We start from the raw sequence: 19,092 nt of genomic DNA on the forward strand, positions 1-19,092 counted from the left end.
TTGTATAAACATTTTTAGCTAGATTTGTGCTAAAACATATTTCTCATGTAATGCAACACTATTGTATTGAATCTCCTCTCCCTTTGCAACAGTTGCTTTAAAGCCAGCTAGTAACCTTTCTCTATACTATCCCTATAAGTGCTACCCCATTTCCAACCGTTTTCTTCTAGTATATTAAAAGCAGAATCTGATACAAGGCTCTATATCAACCTATCAATAAATTACCACCCTATAAATATCTGAATTTTCTTTATATCGGAGGTTATCTCCTAAACAACCTCGAATAATTGTAATACATATACATAAGGAGGGTGATCTATTTTGTTTCGTTCCTTTACAAATGGTTGCGTCGCCTTAGTGCAACGCTTCTTGCCAGAACCGTTTATTTTATCATGTTTACTAACTGTTTTTGTTATCTTCTTTGGTATGTTTGCGACTCACCAAACCCCTGTAGAAATGATTAATCACTGGGGTAATGGAATTTGGGGACTCCTCGCCTTTTCTATGCAAATGGCACTTGTACTCGTGACTGGATCTGCTTTAGCAAATGCTCCTCTTATTAAAAAGGGATTAACGAAAGCTGCCAGACTACCAAAAACGAATGGACAAGGCATTATTGCCATTTCAATTGTAAGTTTACTTGGTGCATACATAAACTGGGGCTTTGGAATTGTTGTATCTGTTTTATACGCAAAAGAAGTGGCAAGGCAGCTGGACGGATTAGATTATAGACTAGCAATTGCCTCTTCTTACTCTGGATTTCTCATTTGGCATGCGGGTCTTTCTGCCTCTATCCCTCTTACGTTAGCAACAGGCGGTGAAACGTTAATTAAAACGACTGCTGGAAGTATTAAAGAGGCGATTCCAATAACAGAAACGTTATTCTCACCATACGCTCTCGTTCCAGTTATTATTTTTCTCATTACGATGCCTCTCATTAATAAGGCGATGCATCCAGATGAAAAACATACGATCACTGTAGATCCTAGCGTGTTCCATGAAGAAGCCGCTGCTCAAGAAGTAGAAAAAAATACATTCGCTGAAAAGATGGAAAATAGCATTATTATTACACTTTGCGTTGGATTGTTAGGTCTCATTTATATTTTCAATTACTTTTATACGAAAGGTTTTAACCTTACTCTCGATATCGTGATTTTCATGTTATTAATTGCAGGTCTTATTTTCCACCGTACTCCGATTCAGTATATTCGCGCTTTTTCAGACTCTACGAAAAGTGCTTCTGGCATTTTACTTCAATTTCCGTTTTACGCAGGAATTATGGGCATGATGATTGGAGCAAATAGTGAAGGACTTTCACTTGGAGGAGCTATTTCTAATTTCTTTATTAGCATTTCAAATGAAACGACTTTTCCGCTCTTTACATTTTTAAGTGCTGGCATTGTTAACATTTTCGTTCCATCTGGCGGCGGTCAATGGGCTGTGCAAGCACCAATTATGATTCCAGCTGGCGCTGAACTTGGTGTACCTGCTGCAAAAACAGCAATGGCAATTGCATGGGGCGATGCTTGGACGAATTTAATTCAACCTTTCTGGGCATTACCAGCATTAGCGATAGCTGGTTTAGGTGCTCGTGACATTATGGGATTTTGTGTTGTGAACTTACTATATGCGGGTTTTATCATTAGTCTATGTTTCTTATTTATTTAAACAAAAAGCTAGTTTTATACTAGCTTTTTTACATAATAAATCACTTATTTCCCATGCAATTTATAATCTTCTTCCACTCTACCTCCGTAAGATGTAATGACTCAAATGCAAAAAAATCTTCACACACTTTTTCAATTAAATGTGGATTTTCCCTCAAAAAATTCCACTGTAATACTTTAGGAAGAAAATGCATTTCATATTCTTTACTTCCCTGTACTACCTCATCTACTTCTCTTTCACAAATTCCTCTTATCAAGTAGTCATTTCTTAACTCTATTTGAATTTGCTGAAATGTTTTACTACATTTTTTCAATTGAAGTAAACACGTAACATACTTCCGAAAAAGTTCGCCATCATACTGAACACAGTTTATAATACGGTCGACTTCATTCATAATGTACGAGCCTTTTCTTCTATTTGTAATAACCATTTTTCACGCTTTGATACTTTACTCGTTTTCACAGATTGAAACACTGAACGTTTTATATCGCGAATGCCACAAAAACGTAAAACACCTCTCTTCATCATAATCCAATCTGCTGATCGATATAATAGTGCGACGTACCATAGGGGCGAGTCTAACTTATTAATAACCCATGCTTTTTTCCCTTGCAATAATCCTTTCGGCAGAGCCCCTTCATATTTATAAGCAAATCCAGCTACGAAAATACGATCGATAAATCCTTTTAAAATCGCTGGCATCCCACACCACCATATTGGATAGATGAATAAAAGTGTATCTACTTCTTCTACTAACGTTCTGTACCGAGCTGTTTCTTCTTCATTTACTAAATCACGTCTTTTCTTCTCTTCATTAAATACGAGGACTGGATCAAATTGTTCTTTGTATAAATCAAGCAGCGTAACTGAATGATTTGTTTCCGGTAGTCCTTTTTGCACATGATTTAAAATCGCCGCGTTAAAACTTGAAGGATTAGGATGAGCGTATACAATTAGTACGTTCACTACATAACAACTCCCTCTATACGTTAAAGTTTCCCCTTCTTTAATAACTTCTCTACAATTTGTACGTTTTTCGAACTTTGCAATAATCGATTTAATAATATAAGTAACTCTTCTTTTTCTAAATCTTTCAGTTTCTCTTTAACTGCACTCTCACCAGCACCTTGCATATCATAAACAACTGCCGCCATATGCTTACAAAGATTCTCATATGGACATTCGCAGCTACTTTCTGAAAAATCTTCGAGATCGATAACTACTTCATAATTTCCGGCATTTCCAGTAACGAAAGCAAACACTTTTTTATCATGTATTTCAACATCTTCTACATGTCCATCTTCATAATATTCATATCCCTTATCTACAATGTACTTTGGGATCCATTTCGTTATATCTTTTAATAAGTAAGCGTACATAATTGTACCCCTTCCTTTAATTCCCTTTTGACTTCAAAAATCCTGTATGTTATTCTAATAACTGTCAAATAGCAAGTCTATATGACAAAACGACTGACACCTATTCGGCGAAGGTGTCTCTTTTCATTTGCAGCCGATATGAATTGCCTCTTTCAGGCACATTCAATTTTTGACACTACACACTCAACACCATTCCCTGTATCAGGCTGCTTTAGCAGTCTTTTACTCTACATACTCCGTTATTTTAAGAAAAAAAGAGAGCTTAGCTCCCTTTTCTCGCCTTATACAATACCCCTTTTTCAGCATAGAGATATTCATCAGCTAATGTAATTTTCCCATCCAGTTTTAGTTCGTCTAATAATCTTGATAAATAAAATTGATGCAACATCTTTTTCGTGAATTTTCCTTCATGATGCGAAACGATATGTTCTTGAATATCTAACAATGATATCGGCTTATCTTGCTCTATCATATATTCATAAACTGTACTACGCAGTTTTACGTATTTTTCGAGTGTCACAGTAATGCGCAACCCCTTTCTTCTTAATATAAATTTTCGTAATCGGTTTTTTTGCAATAAAAAAACCTCTCCGATAAGAAGAAGTTACGTATATATCTTCGTCTTATCTCCCAGAACAAATATGTTCTGCTGGAATTAGCACCTGCATCGCGGTTGCTGGGTTTCATCGGGCCAGTCCCTCCACCTCTCTGGATAAGAAAATATTCACTTAATTCTTACTATACGTAATTCCACTTTAATTGTCAAATAAATATAACAAATTATATTTTCTTCCTTACTGTTCATACTACCCATATACGAACACGCAAGGAGGATTATGAAATGCATCAAAATGCTCGCGGATATGTACAAGATTCTTTTCAATCATTACAAGAAGCTAAAAATTGTTTAGAAGAAGCGCTCGAAACAGTTGAAAAAGATTTTAATCGCGCTCGTATTGAACAATCACTTTATGCTGTTGAACAAGCTATTCAACGTTGCGAGTACACCGTTCACATTTTAGAAAAAGATTAAAAACTTCCCATCAATTGATGGGAAGTTTTTTCAAATGGCATACTTCATAATTATTGCCGTTATAATTAAAAAATATACAGAATTAGCAATTTCTAAAATTCCTACTTTTATAATAGAAATTTTTTTGCCATACAACACAATTGCTCGAATGACACTTGGTATAAAAATAAGAGAACACCAGGGATTAATCACAAATATGATTATTGTTAATACGATATGATATCCCCAAGATATAAGACGATACTTCGGGTTATTTTTTTCACGAATCATCGTTTTCACATAGAACGTACTACCTAAAAAGTATAAAAATGAAATAAGTGCAATGAATATAGCTGTATGATCGATTTGCTTCATTGAAAAGGAATAACTAATTAATCCACCGATACAAAACACAATAATCGCACAAATATCATTTAATAGTGCTCTTTCATTTTTTTGACGAGCGTAATACATATTCACTATAAATAATGGAATCATTACTATTACGAATAAAAGAATTCGCCACTCATATAATAAAGAAATCATCCCAAATAGGAACGCAATGCTGAAATAAACAATGGCAGCTTGTAAAAACTCTTTTTTTCGTCTTTGCTTTATGTATGTAAGAAATGGATACGTGGCTAAATAGATAAAAAACCACGCTAAAAACAATGGAATATGATAAATAGTAGGTTTCCCAAGTATGACACTTAATAAAAAAGGAATAACAAGCATAGCCCATGCACCATGTTGCTTCGGAATAACTAACTTCATTAACTATACACCTCCCTTTTGAAAAAAGTTCTCACCTACCATTATACAAATAATTTTATATAATAACGGATGTATATTAAATCGATTTTTTGACAAAAAAATGCTCCTTACAATATGTAAGAAGCATGAAAGAGGCAAACGAATATGTAAGTCGCGACCCTACCTTATATGAGTATGCTTTTCTATGTCACGTTATGCTCATCTAATATACCGTATTTCTTTTTAAATCTTGTAAGAATCGTAATCCATGAAGTACTAAATAGTAATAAGAAAATAACATTCGAAATCGCATGGCTCAAATCAAAGTAAAAACTTGCGATATAATACGAAATGACAGTTTCCCATGTTGCTTCTCGTATAAAACCGAGAAGACCCCAGAAATTCATAATCCAGCCAAATAAAAAGCCAACAATTACTCCGTAAAGAAGTCTTCCCCATAGCTTTTTCATAAAAAATGTATTACGAAGTAGACCTGCTATAAAACCAATCATGCCCCACGAAAACATTTGCCACGGTGTCCATGGACCTTGTCCTAAAAAAATATTAGATACGATTGCTGCTGTAGCACCAATCATAAAACCAGTTTCACTTCCAAATACAATTGCAGAAACGATAATGACAAAAGAAGTTGGTTGTACACTTGGTAAAATAGAAAATGGCACCCGGCTTACTGCTGCAATTGCCGCTAATACAGCAACGAGAACAATTTCACGTGAAACAAACGCCTTTCTTTCAAAACGGATATAGAAAGGTAACATAATAACCGCTAATATAAACAAACTACTTAACATGTAATAACCGTCCATGACAAGTGTCGTAAGGAGTAATGTGCCGATTATTACTGCAAAGATACATATTATGAATGCAACATATCTTTTGGACAAGCTTCGTACACATCCTCCCACGTTAATGCATATGGCAATTCTTTTCGAATGAATCGGTTAATAGATGTTGTATAAAAGAAGTTGCCGCTAAAAAATTCTTTCGGTGCATCATTCATAATGACTGTTCCATCAAATAACATCATACATTGATCAACGTATTTCGCTGCAAACTCAATATCATGCGTTGCCATTACAATTGTTGTACCTTCTTTTTGTAGCTTCCTAAATAGCTCTCCTACTCTTTCTTTCTTCCATGGATCTAATCCCTTTGTCGGTTCATCAAGTAATAATAAAGTCGGCTTTGATAATAACGTTGTACATAATGCAAGAAGTTGTTGCTCTCCCCCGCTACAATCATGCGGATGGCGTTCTTTAAGCGAGTACAACCAAAACTGTTTTAGCGTATCTTCTGCTATTTCTTTTCCTTGTTCTCCATATAATTCACGCGCACGTTCATAAACCTCGTCCCATACTGTATCAAATGTAAAATGGTAATACGGATGCTGCGATACATACCCAATACTTTTAAAACGTTCTTTCGAATCAATTTTATGTATTACTTTTCCGTTCCACTTTACTTTCCCTCTTCTCGCTTTTTGTAATCCTGCTAAAATCGTTAACAGTGTAGACTTACCTGTACCATTCTTCCCAACGAGTGCTACCCATTTTCCTTTTTCAATCGAAACTGATAAATCACGTAAAATAAGCGGACTATTTTTTTCATATTGGAACGAAATATGCTCTGCGCTTAAAATTACCTCTTGCTTTTCACTTTGTGCTATTGGCTCATTTACATATGATATCGCTGCAAAATCATTCATTTTCATTTGCGCCTCTCGCACTGTAAACGGAATATCTCTCACATTCCACTCTAAAAATAGCCTTGGAATTTGCGGAATAAATGGACGGAATGTTTCTACTCCCCACATATCCGTAATAACAATTTTAGGACTACCATCATACATAATACGGCCATTATCCATACAAACAACGCGTGTTGCAAGCGGGATAACTTCATCTAAACGATGTTCACTTAAAATAATCGTAATTCCAAGTTCTTCATTAATCCGTTTTAATAATCCTAAAAACTCTTTTGCAGCGATTGGATCTAACTGCGCTGTCGGTTCATCTAATAATAGCAATTTCGGCTGCATAACTAATACCGCAGCTAAATTAACAAGTTGCTTTTGCCCACCAGATAACGTGTGAACAGATTGATGCAATAAATCTTGAAATCCTAAAAAGCTAATAAGCTCTGCTATTCTTTTTTGAATAATATGTGATGATAATCCGATATTTTCTAAAGAAAATGCTAATTCTTGAATTACTGTATCCATAACGATCTGATTTTCTGGGTTTTGAAATACCATCCCAATTTCTTGGGCAGATAACAAATCAGCTACTTCCTCTATTAAAACACCCTCATAAAATATCTCTCCAGAACGCGTACCAATTGGAAGTAACTCCTTTTTAAAATGTTTTAATAAAGTCGTCTTCCCAGATCCCGATCCTCCAGCAAGTGCAATAAACTCACCTTTTTCAACAGAAAGAGAAATATGCTGTAACGCTTTTTCATTTTCATCAGCATATACAAATGATAAATTGTTTATTTCTGTATGCGCCACCATATCCATTCTCTCCCTTCCATTATGATTGGTAAACTAATAAACATCGTTAATACGACAAACATCATCCCATCGTATTGCTGAAATAGAATCGATTCGACTTTCGGATAAATAATCAATTTCCCCCCGCCATAATTACTACATATAATAGCAGCTATAAATAAAATGATTAAATAACTGAGCGTATACCAATCGCGCCTTTCCATTCTATAGCGAATATACGTCGTACGCTTCGTTACACCAAATCCACGAGCTTGCATAGAATCTGCCGTTTGCAGTGCATCTTCTAATGAACAAATTAATAATACTTGCAGCAATTGCATACCATTTTTGACGCGTTCAATTATCGAACCTGAATCTACCTGCACACCTTTCGTCTTTTGAACGAGTGTGATTTTCTTTAATCGCCTCATAAACAAAGGAACAAATCTCACTGTAATCATCGTTAACAATGCAACTTTCGGTGAAATTCTTGAAAACAAATATAAAAATTTATGACTGGAAATAATATCATTGTATGACGCAAACGTAAACATAACTGCAACTAGTAATAACCCCATTACTATTCCAAACATAATCGCCTCAAGCTTAATACGGCTATCACCTAACCAAAATAACGTAGTTCGACCTCTATGCGTTAATAACGAATTAAATAAAATTACCATAAAAAAGAAAACAATTGTGCTCGGTAGCATCTTTCTTATCTTTTCGCTATTTCCTTGCATCACATTTAACATAATAATTAATACTATTGCTCCAATTAAAAAAAGAGGATGAAGACACATCATACATAGTATCATCACCCCGATATAATAGAAAAAATTCACAAAAGGATGTAAAGAAGAAAAACTTATTTTCATAGCCCTTTACCGAATGCCTTTCTTATTGTAATACGTATACCCACTCAATTGTATCTCCTGGTTTTACCGTAGCTACACCAGCACTATGGTTTGGAAAAGCACCGTTCACACGATATTTCCATCCACTAGTATCCGCAATATCTTTTTCATATAAATCATTAATACCTTTTACATAAATACTATCTCTAGATCCGCTTGCATCAACATCTAATCCTGTACGTTGTAATACTTTATACACAGTATCGCCATCTTGTACATCCATCTTTTTCGCACCCATTATATATCCGTTATTTCCTTTTACCGAGATTGTTACTTGTTTTGCTTTAGGTACTGGTGGTACTGGTGGTACTGGTGGTGGCACTGGGTTTGGTGGTGGTACCGGTGTTGGTGGAGCTGGTACACTATTGTTCTCTTCTGGCTTTTTCTTTTGCTCCTGCTTCGGTGTTTCTTTCGGCTGATTCACAACCTTTGCTTCTTCTTTTACTTCTGGTGCTTTCGGTTGTTGTTTCTCTTCTTGTACTTGTTGCTGCTCTGGTTGCTTATTTACAGCAGGTTGCTCTTTCGGTTGTTCCTGTTGTTTCTCTTCTTTCTTTACCTCTGGTTGTGCCTGCGGCTTTTCCTCTTTCGGCTTCTCTTCTACTTTTTGTTCTTGTTTCTCTTTCTGTTCTTCTTGCTGCTTTTGCTCTGATTCAGCTTGCTTTTCTTCTGCTTTTTCTTCTGGCTTCGCTTCATCTTTTTGTTCTTCTTGTTTCGCTACCTCTTCTTGCTTCGGTTCTACCTTCTTTTCAGGCTTTACAGCTGCCTCTTCACATCCGGCAAGTAGCCCGAGCGAAAGCAGTAAAGAAATGAACCATTTCACCTTACTCATCCTATCTCTCACCTTTCATACGAAAATTAGGAGCAAATATTTGCTCCTAATTTTTTGTTAAGCTGCTTTACGTCTCCATAATACATATGCAGAAGCAATACATAATACACCCATACCTACTTCTGTTGCTGCACTATGAGAAGATGCTCCTGTTTTTGGTAGACTGTTACCGTTTCCGATTTTTTTATTCTTAACCGGTTCGTTATCTACAACTACTTTTAGATTTTCATCTTTTGTTTCTTGTTGTACTTGGTCTTGTTCTTTCGGTTCTTCAGTAACTTCTTTTTCTACTACATTATTTTCTGGTTCAACGACCTTTTCTGGCTCTTCAATCGGTTTTGGCTTAATTACATCACCAGCGTCTACATTAGACCAATCATAAATAGATTTTCCCATTTCCTTAAATTGAAGTAATGCTAAAAGAGCCTGTTCTGTAGCCATTCCGTTACCATTTTGATCACTTGGTAACCATTTAAATTCACCATTTGAAAGTTGATATGATAATAGGTTTTGCATTGCCTTATGAAGACGATTTTGATCTACATCTTTAACAAGTGATAATCCAATAATTGCTTGCGCAGTACTATTTGAATTTTCTTGTCCATCAGCTGAAAAACCGCCATTTTGCAGCTGTTCGTTATATAAATACGCAACAGCTTTTTGTATAGCTGGTTTCACATCTGATCGCTCTTGATAAGGAGCTAATGCTGATAAAACCATACCTGTTACATCAACGCTACTAGCACTATCTTTACTACCTGAACTATTATAAGTCCATCCACCGTCTGTATGCTGATTATTTAACAGTGCTTCCACTAGAGCAACTCTGTTCCATTTTGATTCAACTGGAATCTCATACTTCTTCGTATCAAATGCAAGTAAAGCAAATGCATAACCTGTAACCGAATTCACTTTATCTGACTCATACAATTTTTGAACTAAATTATGTCCACCTACATTTTTAGGGTCTGCACTCATTGCATTCATCATAATAATTGTTCTAGCTAAATCTGTCGCTGAAAAACGGTTAATACGCTTTTCTACTTTTTCAGTTACTGACTTAACATAATTTAATTTTGCCTCAATTGGCACATTCTTTCCAGAACGAGAAAGCGCTACAGCTACCCAATCACTTTCAATTCCATCTTGTAACATCTTGTCTGATGTTTTAGAAATGGCTTCATTTAATTGTGCACTTGGAACTTGAATGTTCTCATGCTGTGGTTGTTCTGTTTTTTTATCATCTTGACCTTCTGGTTTTGGATCAACTGTCGGTTTACCATTTTCACCTTCCGGTTTTGGATCAACTGTCGGTTTACCATTTTCACCTTCTGGTTTTGGATCGACTGTCGGTTTACCATTTTCATCTTCCGGTTTTGGATCGACTGTCGGTTTACCATTTTCACCTTCTGGTTCTGGTTCTTCTGTTTTGCCACCGTTAGGTTCTTCTGTTTTACACGTCCCGAACTTATCTAACGTTTCTTTCAATGTTTCCTGGCTTATATTGCTCCAGTCTGAAACAAAGCGAAAGACAACAACATCTCCAGATTTTAATTTATAACTATCTGCTCCGACTTCTGCAGACTTATCATTTACATCATACAGCCAAGCACTTGTAGCCCCGGCCATTAAACCATCGATGCCTTTTACATATGTTCCAAACGACATCGTTTCAGATTCTACCTTGTCCCCCATGACCTTTTGCAGCAAACTTAAAGCTGTTTCCCCATCTTTAATTTGCTCTTCTTTCGGACATAACATTATGCCTTTTTGTGATTCCCCAATAATTGCAAGTTTTGCTGTATTTTCTTCAGCAAACGTAATATGTACTGTATTCGCAAAAGAAACAAATACAAGTGTCACTGCCATTAACGACGTAAGCAGCCACTTTTTCAACATTGCCATCCCAAAATTTCCTCCCTTACTACCATTTGCACAAAAAAAGGCCCTTCAAGGGCGTGCGATTGACACTCTCTTTTTGTAAGTGTCGAACAAAAATGTACAACACCTCCTACCCGCATTATTCGCGGCTATATTTGTATAGGAAAAATAATTTTGTTTATGAACGTATCATTGTGATAACATTCACTTTTCTTGGCACAACTTACTCCCATTTAAGTTATCGTAAAACGATAAACCTATACATTCTGTAAATTTTAAATTTCTGTATTATTTTACTATTGACAAAGAATTTTGTCCATGCTTTATCGGATTTATTTTCTAAGAATAATAACTTATTAACTCTTAACTATGTAAACTCTTTTCACTAATAATGACGCCATCTTCATCCGCATAGACATATTCATTTGGATTCCAATCCACTTGTCCAAAATGCAATGAAATATTTCGTTCTCCTTTTCCTTCTTTCACACTTCTATTTGGCATTGTCCCTAACGCTAAAATACCAATATTAATATTCTTTAGTTCACTAGAATCACGAACATACCCATTCACAATAATTCCTGCTAGCTTTCTTTCTTCCGCAATAGCTGCCAAATTATCACCAAGTAACGCACAATTCCTAGACGCTCCGCCATCAACAACTAATACTGTTCCTTCTGGTAATGTTTGCAATCCTTCCTTCACTAGTACATTATCATCTTTCACTTTTACAGTTGCAATTTTCCCGTGGAATTGTTCTTTCTTCCCAAAAGACCGAAAAGACTGGCGACATATTTGTAATTCCTTTTCAAATTCATCACATAGATCTGTAGTTTTCCACATCTTGTTCCCTCTTTTCCTTTTTCTCTCTACATAACATATTCTTGGCTTATTATCGTTTCCCTGTCTAATATTGCAATAACTTGTATGTATGGGAAAAGGATACAAAAACTATTGCCTTAAGAAGCTACCTTTATTATAATCTATTTCACGGATTGAATTCAGAATATTAAAATTAATTAAGTGAAGAAGGAGGAATTTTATGCAAATACAAACTGAGGCAAAAAAACAACCTAGTAAACAAAAGTTTAAAATGCCTGATGCGTACGTACTACTATTTTTTATTGCCTTACTTTGCGCCATTGCTACGTATTTCGTTCCTGCTGGAGAATTTAAAAGAGTTACAAACGGGACCGTTACAACGACAATACCAGGTAGCTATCATTCTGTTCCGCAATCACCTGTAGGATTTGTTTCTTTTTTTACCGCTATTGAAAAAGGAATGACACTTGCTGCTCCGATCATCTTTTTAATTTTATTTACAGGCGGTGCCATTGCCATTCTTGAAAAAACAGGTGCTCTTGACGGTTTAATCTATCATGTTATTAACAAATTTCGTAATCAGCAATTACTTTTCATTTGTATCGTTGCCGCACTTTTTTCTATTCTCGGAACGACTGGCATTATCGTTAATTCAGTTATCGGTTTTATCCCCATCGGTATCATCGTTGCACGCACATTAAAATGGGACGCTATCGTCGGTGTAGCAATTATTTATTTAGGCACTTATGCTGGTTTTAACGCTACTATTTTATCCCCCTCACCTTTAGGCATTTCACAAAAGATCGCAGAACTTCCGATGTTTTCGGGAATTGGTTTACGCACAGCTATCTATATATCTTTTTTACTTGCCACTATCCTTTATATTAATTGGTATGTAAAGCGCTTGAAAAAATCGAATAAAGGAAGCATTCTTGGCGATAACTGGTTTCCAAGTAACGCTCTTTCAAGCGAAAAGGAAGCAGAGAAAAAAGAAGTTCCTTGGACGATACGTCATAAATTAATTTTACTCGTTTCAGCTTTATCATTAATTGCATTTTTAATAGGCGCTTTTCGGCTACATTGGACGGACGCAGAAATGACCGCTACTTTTATTTTCATAGCAATTACAGCCGGAATAATAGGTGGCATGAAAGCAAACGATATCGCTTCTACTTTTCTAGCGGGCTGCCAAAATCTCATATATGGTGCTTTAATCGTCGGAATGGCTCGCTGTATTTCAGTCATTTTAGAACAAGGAAAATTACTTGATACAATCGTTAACCAACTCGCACAGTCTCTTGAAGGACAAAGCCCTGTATTTGGTGTTATCGGCATGTATGTGAGTAGTGCCGCATTACATTTCCTCATTTCATCCGGGACAGGAGAATCGGTTATTTTCATTCCGATATTAGCTCCATTAGCTGATTTTATGCACATTACACGCCAAGTTACAGTACAGGCTGTTATGCTCGGCGAGGGTGTAGTAAACTGCCTTAATCCAACTTCCGGTGTTTTAATGGGCGTTCTCGCAGCAAGCGGGATTTCTTATGGAAAATGGATTCGTTTCATGGCTCCACTTGCACTTATTTGGTTTATCATCGGACTTGTTTTTCTTATTGTTGGGGTGAATATTGAGTGGGGACCTTACTAAATACTTAACTAGATAAATAAGTACTATCGTTCCATATAAATATCTATTCTATTTCCCCTCACTAGTCCTATAAAAATCATTTATTCTAGTAAAAATATAAGAAGGGATTGATCATAATGATCAATCCCTTTTATCAAAATATAATACCTTTAAAAATCTTAGTTCCAAATTTTATTTACCCATTCCGGATGATCAATAAAAGGATTGCGGTTATGTTGATATTTTGTAAAAATCACTTCATTACGCTTTCGCTCTAAATCATCGACCGGGTCTTGTTCATTCCATTTTAATAAGACAGATAGTTTCCCCATGTATGGATCTTTATTGTTATTTACTTTTTCATTCAGTTCTAAATCTATTTCGCCGTTGTCTCCCTCGTAACGAACAGCCATATAAAACAGCATTCTAGCAATATCTCCTTTTACACTATCACGAGGTTCCCAGGAATCACTATCATATTTACACTCTGTCGCTTCAGAATGATTCACACCACCATTATCAAAATCTAGATTTCCACGTGAACTATTTACAGATACATCCGTCGCTCTTAAATGATGTAGATCTGTTCCAGGTCCTGCAGTCGTTCCAAAGTCACCGTGAGATTTTGCCCAAACATGCTCTCGGTTCCAGTTATTTACTCCTGATCCATTCGTAAGTTTCCCTTGCGAACGACCAGTATATAAGAGTATCACATTATTTTTATTATTTGGGTCCTCATCAGTATCTCTTAGCGCTTCCCAAACCGCACTGTATGATAGCTTTGTATGATTATCAATAATATTATGCAGTTCCTTCTTTAATTCTAAACCCGTTTTTCCTATTGCGTTATTATAATATGTATCGTCATAATTTTTCACAATACTCTCTTGTGCTGATGCAGGAGCTACTTCACCGTGTATAGTATCTGTGAATGATAGCGATGCAGAACCTAAAATAAAAAATGAAGATAGTGTAACCATAGCAATCTTTGTATTTCGAAACTTCATATACCCATTCCCCTTTAAAATATAATTTAAAGCTATTAACTAAAAAGTGCTTTCTAACCCCCAAAACCTTTTAGAAACCCCTATCCCTTTTCTGTTTATTTAATACAAGACTCTATCCAGTCTGTATCACTTCTAAACTTTTTATTTATTCACATTCCAAACAATTTCACTTTTTACAAGGAATATCCTTCTCTTATAAAGATTATTAACATATTCTTTACAACTAAAAAGTAGTTTAATATTAACTTATAAATTTTAATTTATTTATGCAATAATGCATATTTGATAAATACTTAAAAAAATAGTTTGAATAAAATGCATTCAAAGAAAACCGTGCAACAAAACAGATACAGTCTAAGACAGAAATAATAAAAATCAAGATGATAGCTCGACTTTTCCCTTTTCCATAACTGTCTTTATTTTTGTGTAAAACCTTTCTTTCTCTGAATAATACGTACAAAAATAGATTGGATACCATGTAGGCACCAATCTATTTTAATTAAAGAAACTGTGTCAATTCTGAGTTCACAATACGTTGTGCAGTAATGATAACACTGTCAGCTGTTAGTCCATAAACACTATATAGTCCACCAGGTTGATTAGGAACAATTTGAACTTCATATTCAAATGCTTGTCCAAAAGCAGGATGAACTAAACTTAGAGTTACAAAAGTAGAAGCATTAGAATTCACATTGAAGTTTACCTGTTCAATTAATACTAATGAACCGTCAAGTCTAAAAACTCTAGCTACTCCAGTAAGTGGGCCCGCAGTACGGTTAAGGATTTTCACCCTAACTCTATTTGCATTAGCAGGTTGATTTCCTACGTTTTCAATTGGTCCTGTAGTAAGAGCCATATAACATCACCTCCATTATATTATTATGATATTCAACGATAAACATTAATGTTATAGTCTAATTACCCAATTTACTTAAAATAAAAAGAAGCTCCAAATTCTATTATATTTAGGTCATAGATATTAAACTTAATAAAATCAAAGGCAGGAGCATATTTGATATGTTCCTGCCTTTTTATTGTGGGATACCGATAAATAGCCCTCTAGCTAAGATTTTAAAGTGCTACAAAATCAAAAATTTTATCTCACCACAGTTTTCTACGAGAATCCAGTGAACAGCTTATTTACATAATTTTTGTTCTCGGAAGTTGATTTTGTAGCGCCCTTTCTCGTAATTCACTATGTTTTCCAAAGAAAATAGTGAAAAACAGGGCGATGAATACATTTACAAAATGACAAAACTGTAAGAATACACGAATGTTTGTAAGAAAGTTCGATGTTTTCTTTTTCCTTTTTTTATTATAGTGAAAAAGAAGAACAAAATATTCTCTTATGTAGGAAAGGAAGATAATAATGATTGATCTATTAAATAAATGGATGTTAGAAAGTACAGCCAATTTTAATATCGTTGTAGGACTTACAGCACTTCTATTTTTGGGTTCAGTAATTGCACTTATTATTATTTACAAAAAAATTGGTAAACCGGTTGAAAGAACAAATACTATTTATTTAAAAATTACTTCTCGTATGTTTACTACTCAAATTCTAATGAATGCTATATTTATTTCTTTAGTTGGTAAAGATATTGAGAATTTCCGTCAAATCTTTATATTATTTGAAGCTTTTGTATTCTTTATTGGAGCTATTTATTCGTTTAAATTATATAGACAGGAGTACAAATGATTCACTTACAAGAAACAATAAAAAACAGTAATGATTTTACATTACTGTTTTTTATTGTTCATTTTTAATTGTAAACTTTTCATTTTTAGTTAACTGTATATTCTATACATATGAGGTTAACATAACCCATCATTAGCGTTAGCGAGGAAAAAGGACAACCCTGCTCTCACAAGTGAACCCTTTTTTAGTTCTATGAATCTATACATATTATATACATTCCTATCCTAACGTGGTTTTAGTGCTCTTGTTTGTTACTGGATTAGCCAAAAAACTGTATAAAATCTTGCATACTATTAGCGTGTTTTTTCAAAAATACTGGCATCCCCCAATTTGTGCTTTCTTATGGATATTTCTTGACTCCTCATTAAAACACTCTCCTGTTCTTTGTCTATCTTTAAGAATAAACCCTGCTTGTTTATTTCAAGTTCTTGCATCGAGGTTTTACCTTCTCCCAAAGCCAAACAAACAATTCAGATTACATACCTATATCAAACTAAACATTCAATCTTTATCCAATTTGTAAATAAAAAAGGATAATCAGCCCCATAATGGACTAACTATCCTATAAATTATTGTCTAAATTCAATAAAGTGAAACTTTAATCAGCCCTCACCAATCGGGCTTTTACGGGCAGTTGATCCCCATCTAATTTCTTTGCTTCCGCTGAATTTTGAGGTGAGGGTCTTACTTCCCGGCAAATAGCGGGATAAAACTAGAACTTCTTTTCCTATGTATCATTATTTCGTTACTTCACCAAACTGCGCTCTCGTCACTTTCGCCAAGTCCTCTACTTTAAGCTCAATTTGTATACCAATTTTCCCGCCACTCACTATCATCGTTTCAAGTGATTGGGCACTTTCATCAATACATGTAGAAAATAGCTTTTTCATTCCAACTGGTGAACAACCGCCGCGAATGTATCCTGACACTTTCGTAATATCTTTAACAGGAATCATTTCAATTTTCTTTTCACTTACTGCTTTTGCGGCAGCTTTTAAATTTAGTTCCTCATCTACCGGAATAATAAACACATGATAATTTTTACTATTCCCTTGAGCAATTAACGTTTTATATACTTCTCTCACTTCTCGTCCAATTTTCTCGGCTACTGATACGCCATCAATTTTCCCATCGTCTGGATCATATGACATCATCGAATATTCAATTTTTTCTTTATCTAATATTCGCATCGCATTTGTTTTATCTTTTTTCATAACGTTCTCCTTAAAAGGTTATTTCATATTATTAAGTTTTATTATACACCCTTTTCCATTTCTCCTACATAACTTCACGTATTTTTCAAAACTAAAAATATTGATAATTCAAAAATCACCTGATATAATTTGGGAAAACTTACGTTAAGGAGAGATTTGTCATGCGAAATTTTAATACTTCTTTCCAACTTCATCATCATACGTAACGCCGTGTATCCGAAGAAAAATTTTTCTTCGTGGGTACAGGGCTTTTCCTGTTGACCCACGAAGCGTTCATAAAGCTATGTGGGTATTTTTACCTGCATAGCTTTTTTTAATTTAAAAAAGGAGTGATTATGATGGAAATGAGAAATGTAAAAGGAACGAAAGACTATTTACCAGAGGAGCAAGTGCTGCGAAATAAAATTAAAAGAGCTTGTGAAGATACGTTTGAACGATACGGATGCAAACCTTTAGAAACGCCGACGTTAAATATGTATGAGCTTATGTCTTACAAGTACGGCGGTGGTGATGAAATATTAAAAGAAATATATACACTTCAAGATCAAGGAAAACGTGATATTGCCTTACGATACGATTTAACTATTCCATTCGCAAAAGTTGTGGCAATGAACCAGAACATCCGCCTCCCTTTTAAACGTTATGAAATTGGGAAAGTATTTCGAGATGGGCCAATTAAACAAGGAAGATTTCGTGAATTTATACAATGCGACGTTGATATTGTCGGTGTAGAATCAGTCATGGCTGAAGCGGAACTCATGAGCATGGCGTTTGAGCTGTTCCGAACATTAAACTTAGAGATATCAATCCAATATAATAACCGAAAATTGTTAAATGGTATTCTTCAGGCCATTAACATCCCTACTGAATTAACAAATGACGTCATTTTATCATTAGACAAAATCGAAAAGATTGGGATTGATGGTGTACGAAAAGATGTATTAGAGCGCGGAATTTCTGAAGAAATGGCTGATACAATATGTAATACTGTATTATCTTGTCTAAAGCTTACAATTGTTGACTTTAAAGAAGCTTTCAATAACCAACTCGTTGCCGATGGCGTAAACGAATTGCAACAATTACAGCAATATTTAATCGCTCTCGGAATAAATGAAAATACGATATTCAATCCGTTTTTAGCAAGAGGACTCACAATGTATACTGGCACCGTATATGAAATCTTTTTAAAAGATGGATCGATTACATCTAGCATAGGTAGCGGCGGCCGTTACGATAACATTATCGGAGCATTCCGTGGTGATAGTATGAACTATCCAACAGTCGGTATTTCATTCGGTTTAGACGTTATTTATGCAGCACTATCGCAGAAAGAAACAATCTCATCTACAGCGGATCTATTTATCATCCCGCTCGGGACTGAGTTACAATGCTTACAAATTGCCCAGCAATTACGTTCCACCACTTCCTTAAAAGTCGAACTTGAACTAGCAGGACGCAAATTAAAACGCGCCCTTAATTATGCCAATAAAGAAAATATCCCTTATGTGCTTATTATTGGGGAAGACGAACTTAGTACAAACACTGTTGTGTTGCGGAATATGAAGGAAGGTAGTGAGGTAAAGGTTCCGATTTCTTCTTTAAGTAGTCATTTATAATACGAACCACCCTCGTTTGGGTGGTTTTTCTATTTTATAGATACCTAACAATTAGTTTACATAAAATTATTATAATCTATTAAAAATACAAATAAACAATATCCAATTACCTATTATTTTTGGTAATGTATAGATATGAATTGTTTTAGGAGG

20 protein-coding genes and 1 riboswitch are annotated in these 19,092 nt (G+C 35.0%); of the genes, 5 read left to right on the forward strand and 15 right to left on the reverse strand.

Going from position 1 to position 19,092, the window contains the following annotated elements:
- The first annotated feature begins 321 nt into the window (after positions 1–321).
- Entirely contained in the window at positions 322–1,668 is a 1,347-nt protein-coding gene (locus ACQGSG_RS10135) for a short-chain fatty acid transporter (RefSeq protein WP_000490009.1), read from the forward strand.
- Between the two features lie 40 nt (positions 1,669–1,708).
- On the opposite strand, the gene ACQGSG_RS10140 is transcribed toward ACQGSG_RS10135, so the two are convergent.
- The 4 genes from ACQGSG_RS10140 to ACQGSG_RS10155 form a co-directional block, all read right to left on the reverse strand.
- On the reverse strand, positions 1,709–2,062 hold the full coding sequence (locus ACQGSG_RS10140; RefSeq protein ID WP_001006481.1) for a hypothetical protein: 354 nt from the start codon (positions 2,060–2,062) through the stop codon (positions 1,709–1,711).
- Positions 2,059–2,634: an NAD(P)H-dependent oxidoreductase gene (locus ACQGSG_RS10145; protein WP_325842289.1), complete on the reverse strand. Its 576-nt coding sequence runs from the start codon at positions 2,632–2,634 to the stop codon at positions 2,059–2,061. The genes ACQGSG_RS10140 and ACQGSG_RS10145 overlap by 4 nt, the downstream gene beginning before the upstream one ends.
- Positions 2,635–2,657: 23 nt before the next feature.
- A complete protein-coding gene (locus ACQGSG_RS10150; protein ID WP_000271524.1) occupies positions 2,658–3,047 on the reverse strand; it encodes an SWIM zinc finger family protein in 390 nt (129 codons plus the stop codon).
- A 262-nt stretch (positions 3,048–3,309) separates the two neighbouring features.
- Positions 3,310–3,567, reverse strand: a complete 258-nt coding sequence (locus tag ACQGSG_RS10155) for a hypothetical protein (RefSeq protein ID WP_000171476.1) — start codon at positions 3,565–3,567, stop codon at positions 3,310–3,312.
- A gap of 100 nt (positions 3,568–3,667) precedes the next feature.
- A riboswitch (SAM riboswitch) is annotated at positions 3,668–3,766 on the reverse strand.
- A gap of 122 nt (positions 3,767–3,888) precedes the next feature.
- Between ACQGSG_RS10155 and ACQGSG_RS10160 the strand changes: the two genes are divergently transcribed.
- Entirely contained in the window at positions 3,889–4,080 is a 192-nt protein-coding gene (locus ACQGSG_RS10160; RefSeq protein WP_000554032.1) for a hypothetical protein, read from the forward strand.
- A gap of 30 nt (positions 4,081–4,110) precedes the next feature.
- On the opposite strand, the gene ACQGSG_RS10165 is transcribed toward ACQGSG_RS10160, so the two are convergent.
- From ACQGSG_RS10165 to rraA, 7 genes are all read right to left on the reverse strand, one after another.
- On the reverse strand, positions 4,111–4,833 hold the full coding sequence (locus ACQGSG_RS10165; protein WP_000779978.1) for a YwiC-like family protein: 723 nt from the start codon (positions 4,831–4,833) through the stop codon (positions 4,111–4,113).
- Positions 4,834–5,015: 182 nt separating this feature from the next.
- Positions 5,016–5,717, reverse strand: coding sequence for an ECF transporter S component (locus ACQGSG_RS10170; protein WP_000044907.1), 702 nt, complete (start codon positions 5,715–5,717; stop codon positions 5,016–5,018).
- Positions 5,690–7,351, reverse strand: coding sequence for an energy-coupling factor ABC transporter ATP-binding protein (locus tag ACQGSG_RS10175; RefSeq protein WP_325842291.1), 1,662 nt, complete (start codon positions 7,349–7,351; stop codon positions 5,690–5,692). The genes ACQGSG_RS10170 and ACQGSG_RS10175 overlap by 28 nt, the downstream gene beginning before the upstream one ends.
- Positions 7,324–8,202, reverse strand: a complete 879-nt coding sequence (locus ACQGSG_RS10180) for an energy-coupling factor transporter transmembrane component T (RefSeq protein ID WP_002103377.1) — start codon at positions 8,200–8,202, stop codon at positions 7,324–7,326. The genes ACQGSG_RS10175 and ACQGSG_RS10180 overlap by 28 nt, the downstream gene beginning before the upstream one ends.
- Before the next feature lie 22 nt (positions 8,203–8,224).
- Complete coding sequence (locus ACQGSG_RS10185) at positions 8,225–9,070, reverse strand: DUF4430 domain-containing protein (RefSeq protein ID WP_098878306.1); 846 nt, start codon at positions 9,068–9,070, stop codon at positions 8,225–8,227.
- Positions 9,071–9,127: 57 nt separating this feature from the next.
- Positions 9,128–10,975: a DUF4430 domain-containing protein gene (locus ACQGSG_RS10190; RefSeq protein ID WP_098312663.1), complete on the reverse strand. Its 1,848-nt coding sequence runs from the start codon at positions 10,973–10,975 to the stop codon at positions 9,128–9,130.
- Between the two features lie 339 nt (positions 10,976–11,314).
- Positions 11,315–11,794 (reverse strand): ribonuclease E activity regulator RraA, encoded by a 480-nt coding sequence (gene rraA, locus ACQGSG_RS10195; RefSeq protein ID WP_000266033.1) that lies wholly within the window; start codon positions 11,792–11,794, stop codon positions 11,315–11,317.
- Positions 11,795–11,993: 199 nt separating this feature from the next.
- Here rraA and ACQGSG_RS10200 point away from each other — a divergent pair, with 199 nt between their 5' ends.
- Positions 11,994–13,424, forward strand: coding sequence for a YfcC family protein (locus ACQGSG_RS10200; protein WP_001166973.1), 1,431 nt, complete (start codon positions 11,994–11,996; stop codon positions 13,422–13,424).
- A gap of 158 nt (positions 13,425–13,582) precedes the next feature.
- Here ACQGSG_RS10200 and ACQGSG_RS10205 read toward each other — a convergent pair whose 3' ends face one another.
- Both ACQGSG_RS10205 and ACQGSG_RS10210 read right to left on the reverse strand, forming a co-directional pair.
- Positions 13,583–14,410 carry an endonuclease I family protein gene (locus ACQGSG_RS10205; protein ID WP_000672187.1) on the reverse strand — a complete coding sequence of 276 codons (828 nt, stop codon included), beginning with the start codon at positions 14,408–14,410 and terminating at the stop codon, positions 13,583–13,585.
- 499 nt (positions 14,411–14,909) lie between these two features.
- The gene (locus tag ACQGSG_RS10210) at positions 14,910–15,266 is read right to left on the reverse strand and encodes a hypothetical protein (protein ID WP_001229426.1); all 357 of its coding nucleotides are present in this window, start codon (positions 15,264–15,266) and stop codon (positions 14,910–14,912) included.
- A gap of 513 nt (positions 15,267–15,779) precedes the next feature.
- On the opposite strand from ACQGSG_RS10210, the gene ACQGSG_RS10215 reads away from it, so the two are divergent.
- Positions 15,780–16,109, forward strand: coding sequence for a hypothetical protein (locus tag ACQGSG_RS10215; RefSeq protein ID WP_000566272.1), 330 nt, complete (start codon positions 15,780–15,782; stop codon positions 16,107–16,109).
- 293 nt (positions 16,110–16,402) lie between these two features.
- Here the strand turns inward: ACQGSG_RS10215 and ACQGSG_RS10220 are convergent, their stop codons facing one another.
- Together ACQGSG_RS10220 and ybaK are read right to left on the reverse strand one after the other, a co-directional pair.
- Positions 16,403–16,543, reverse strand: a complete 141-nt coding sequence (locus ACQGSG_RS10220) for a hypothetical protein (RefSeq protein ID WP_001156924.1) — start codon at positions 16,541–16,543, stop codon at positions 16,403–16,405.
- A 303-nt stretch (positions 16,544–16,846) separates the two neighbouring features.
- Positions 16,847–17,323 (reverse strand): Cys-tRNA(Pro) deacylase, encoded by a 477-nt coding sequence (gene ybaK, locus ACQGSG_RS10225; protein WP_000710861.1) that lies wholly within the window; start codon positions 17,321–17,323, stop codon positions 16,847–16,849.
- 335 nt (positions 17,324–17,658) lie between these two features.
- Between ybaK and ACQGSG_RS10230 the strand changes: the two genes are divergently transcribed.
- A complete protein-coding gene (locus ACQGSG_RS10230) occupies positions 17,659–18,939 on the forward strand; it encodes a histidine--tRNA ligase (RefSeq protein ID WP_325842293.1) in 1,281 nt (426 codons plus the stop codon).
- Positions 18,940–19,092: the final 153 nt, after the last annotated feature.

It is taken from the genome of Bacillus sp. GMa5/1 (genome assembly GCF_050172015.1).
Lineage (GTDB): Bacteria > Bacillota > Bacilli > Bacillales > Bacillaceae_G > Bacillus_A > Bacillus_A cereus.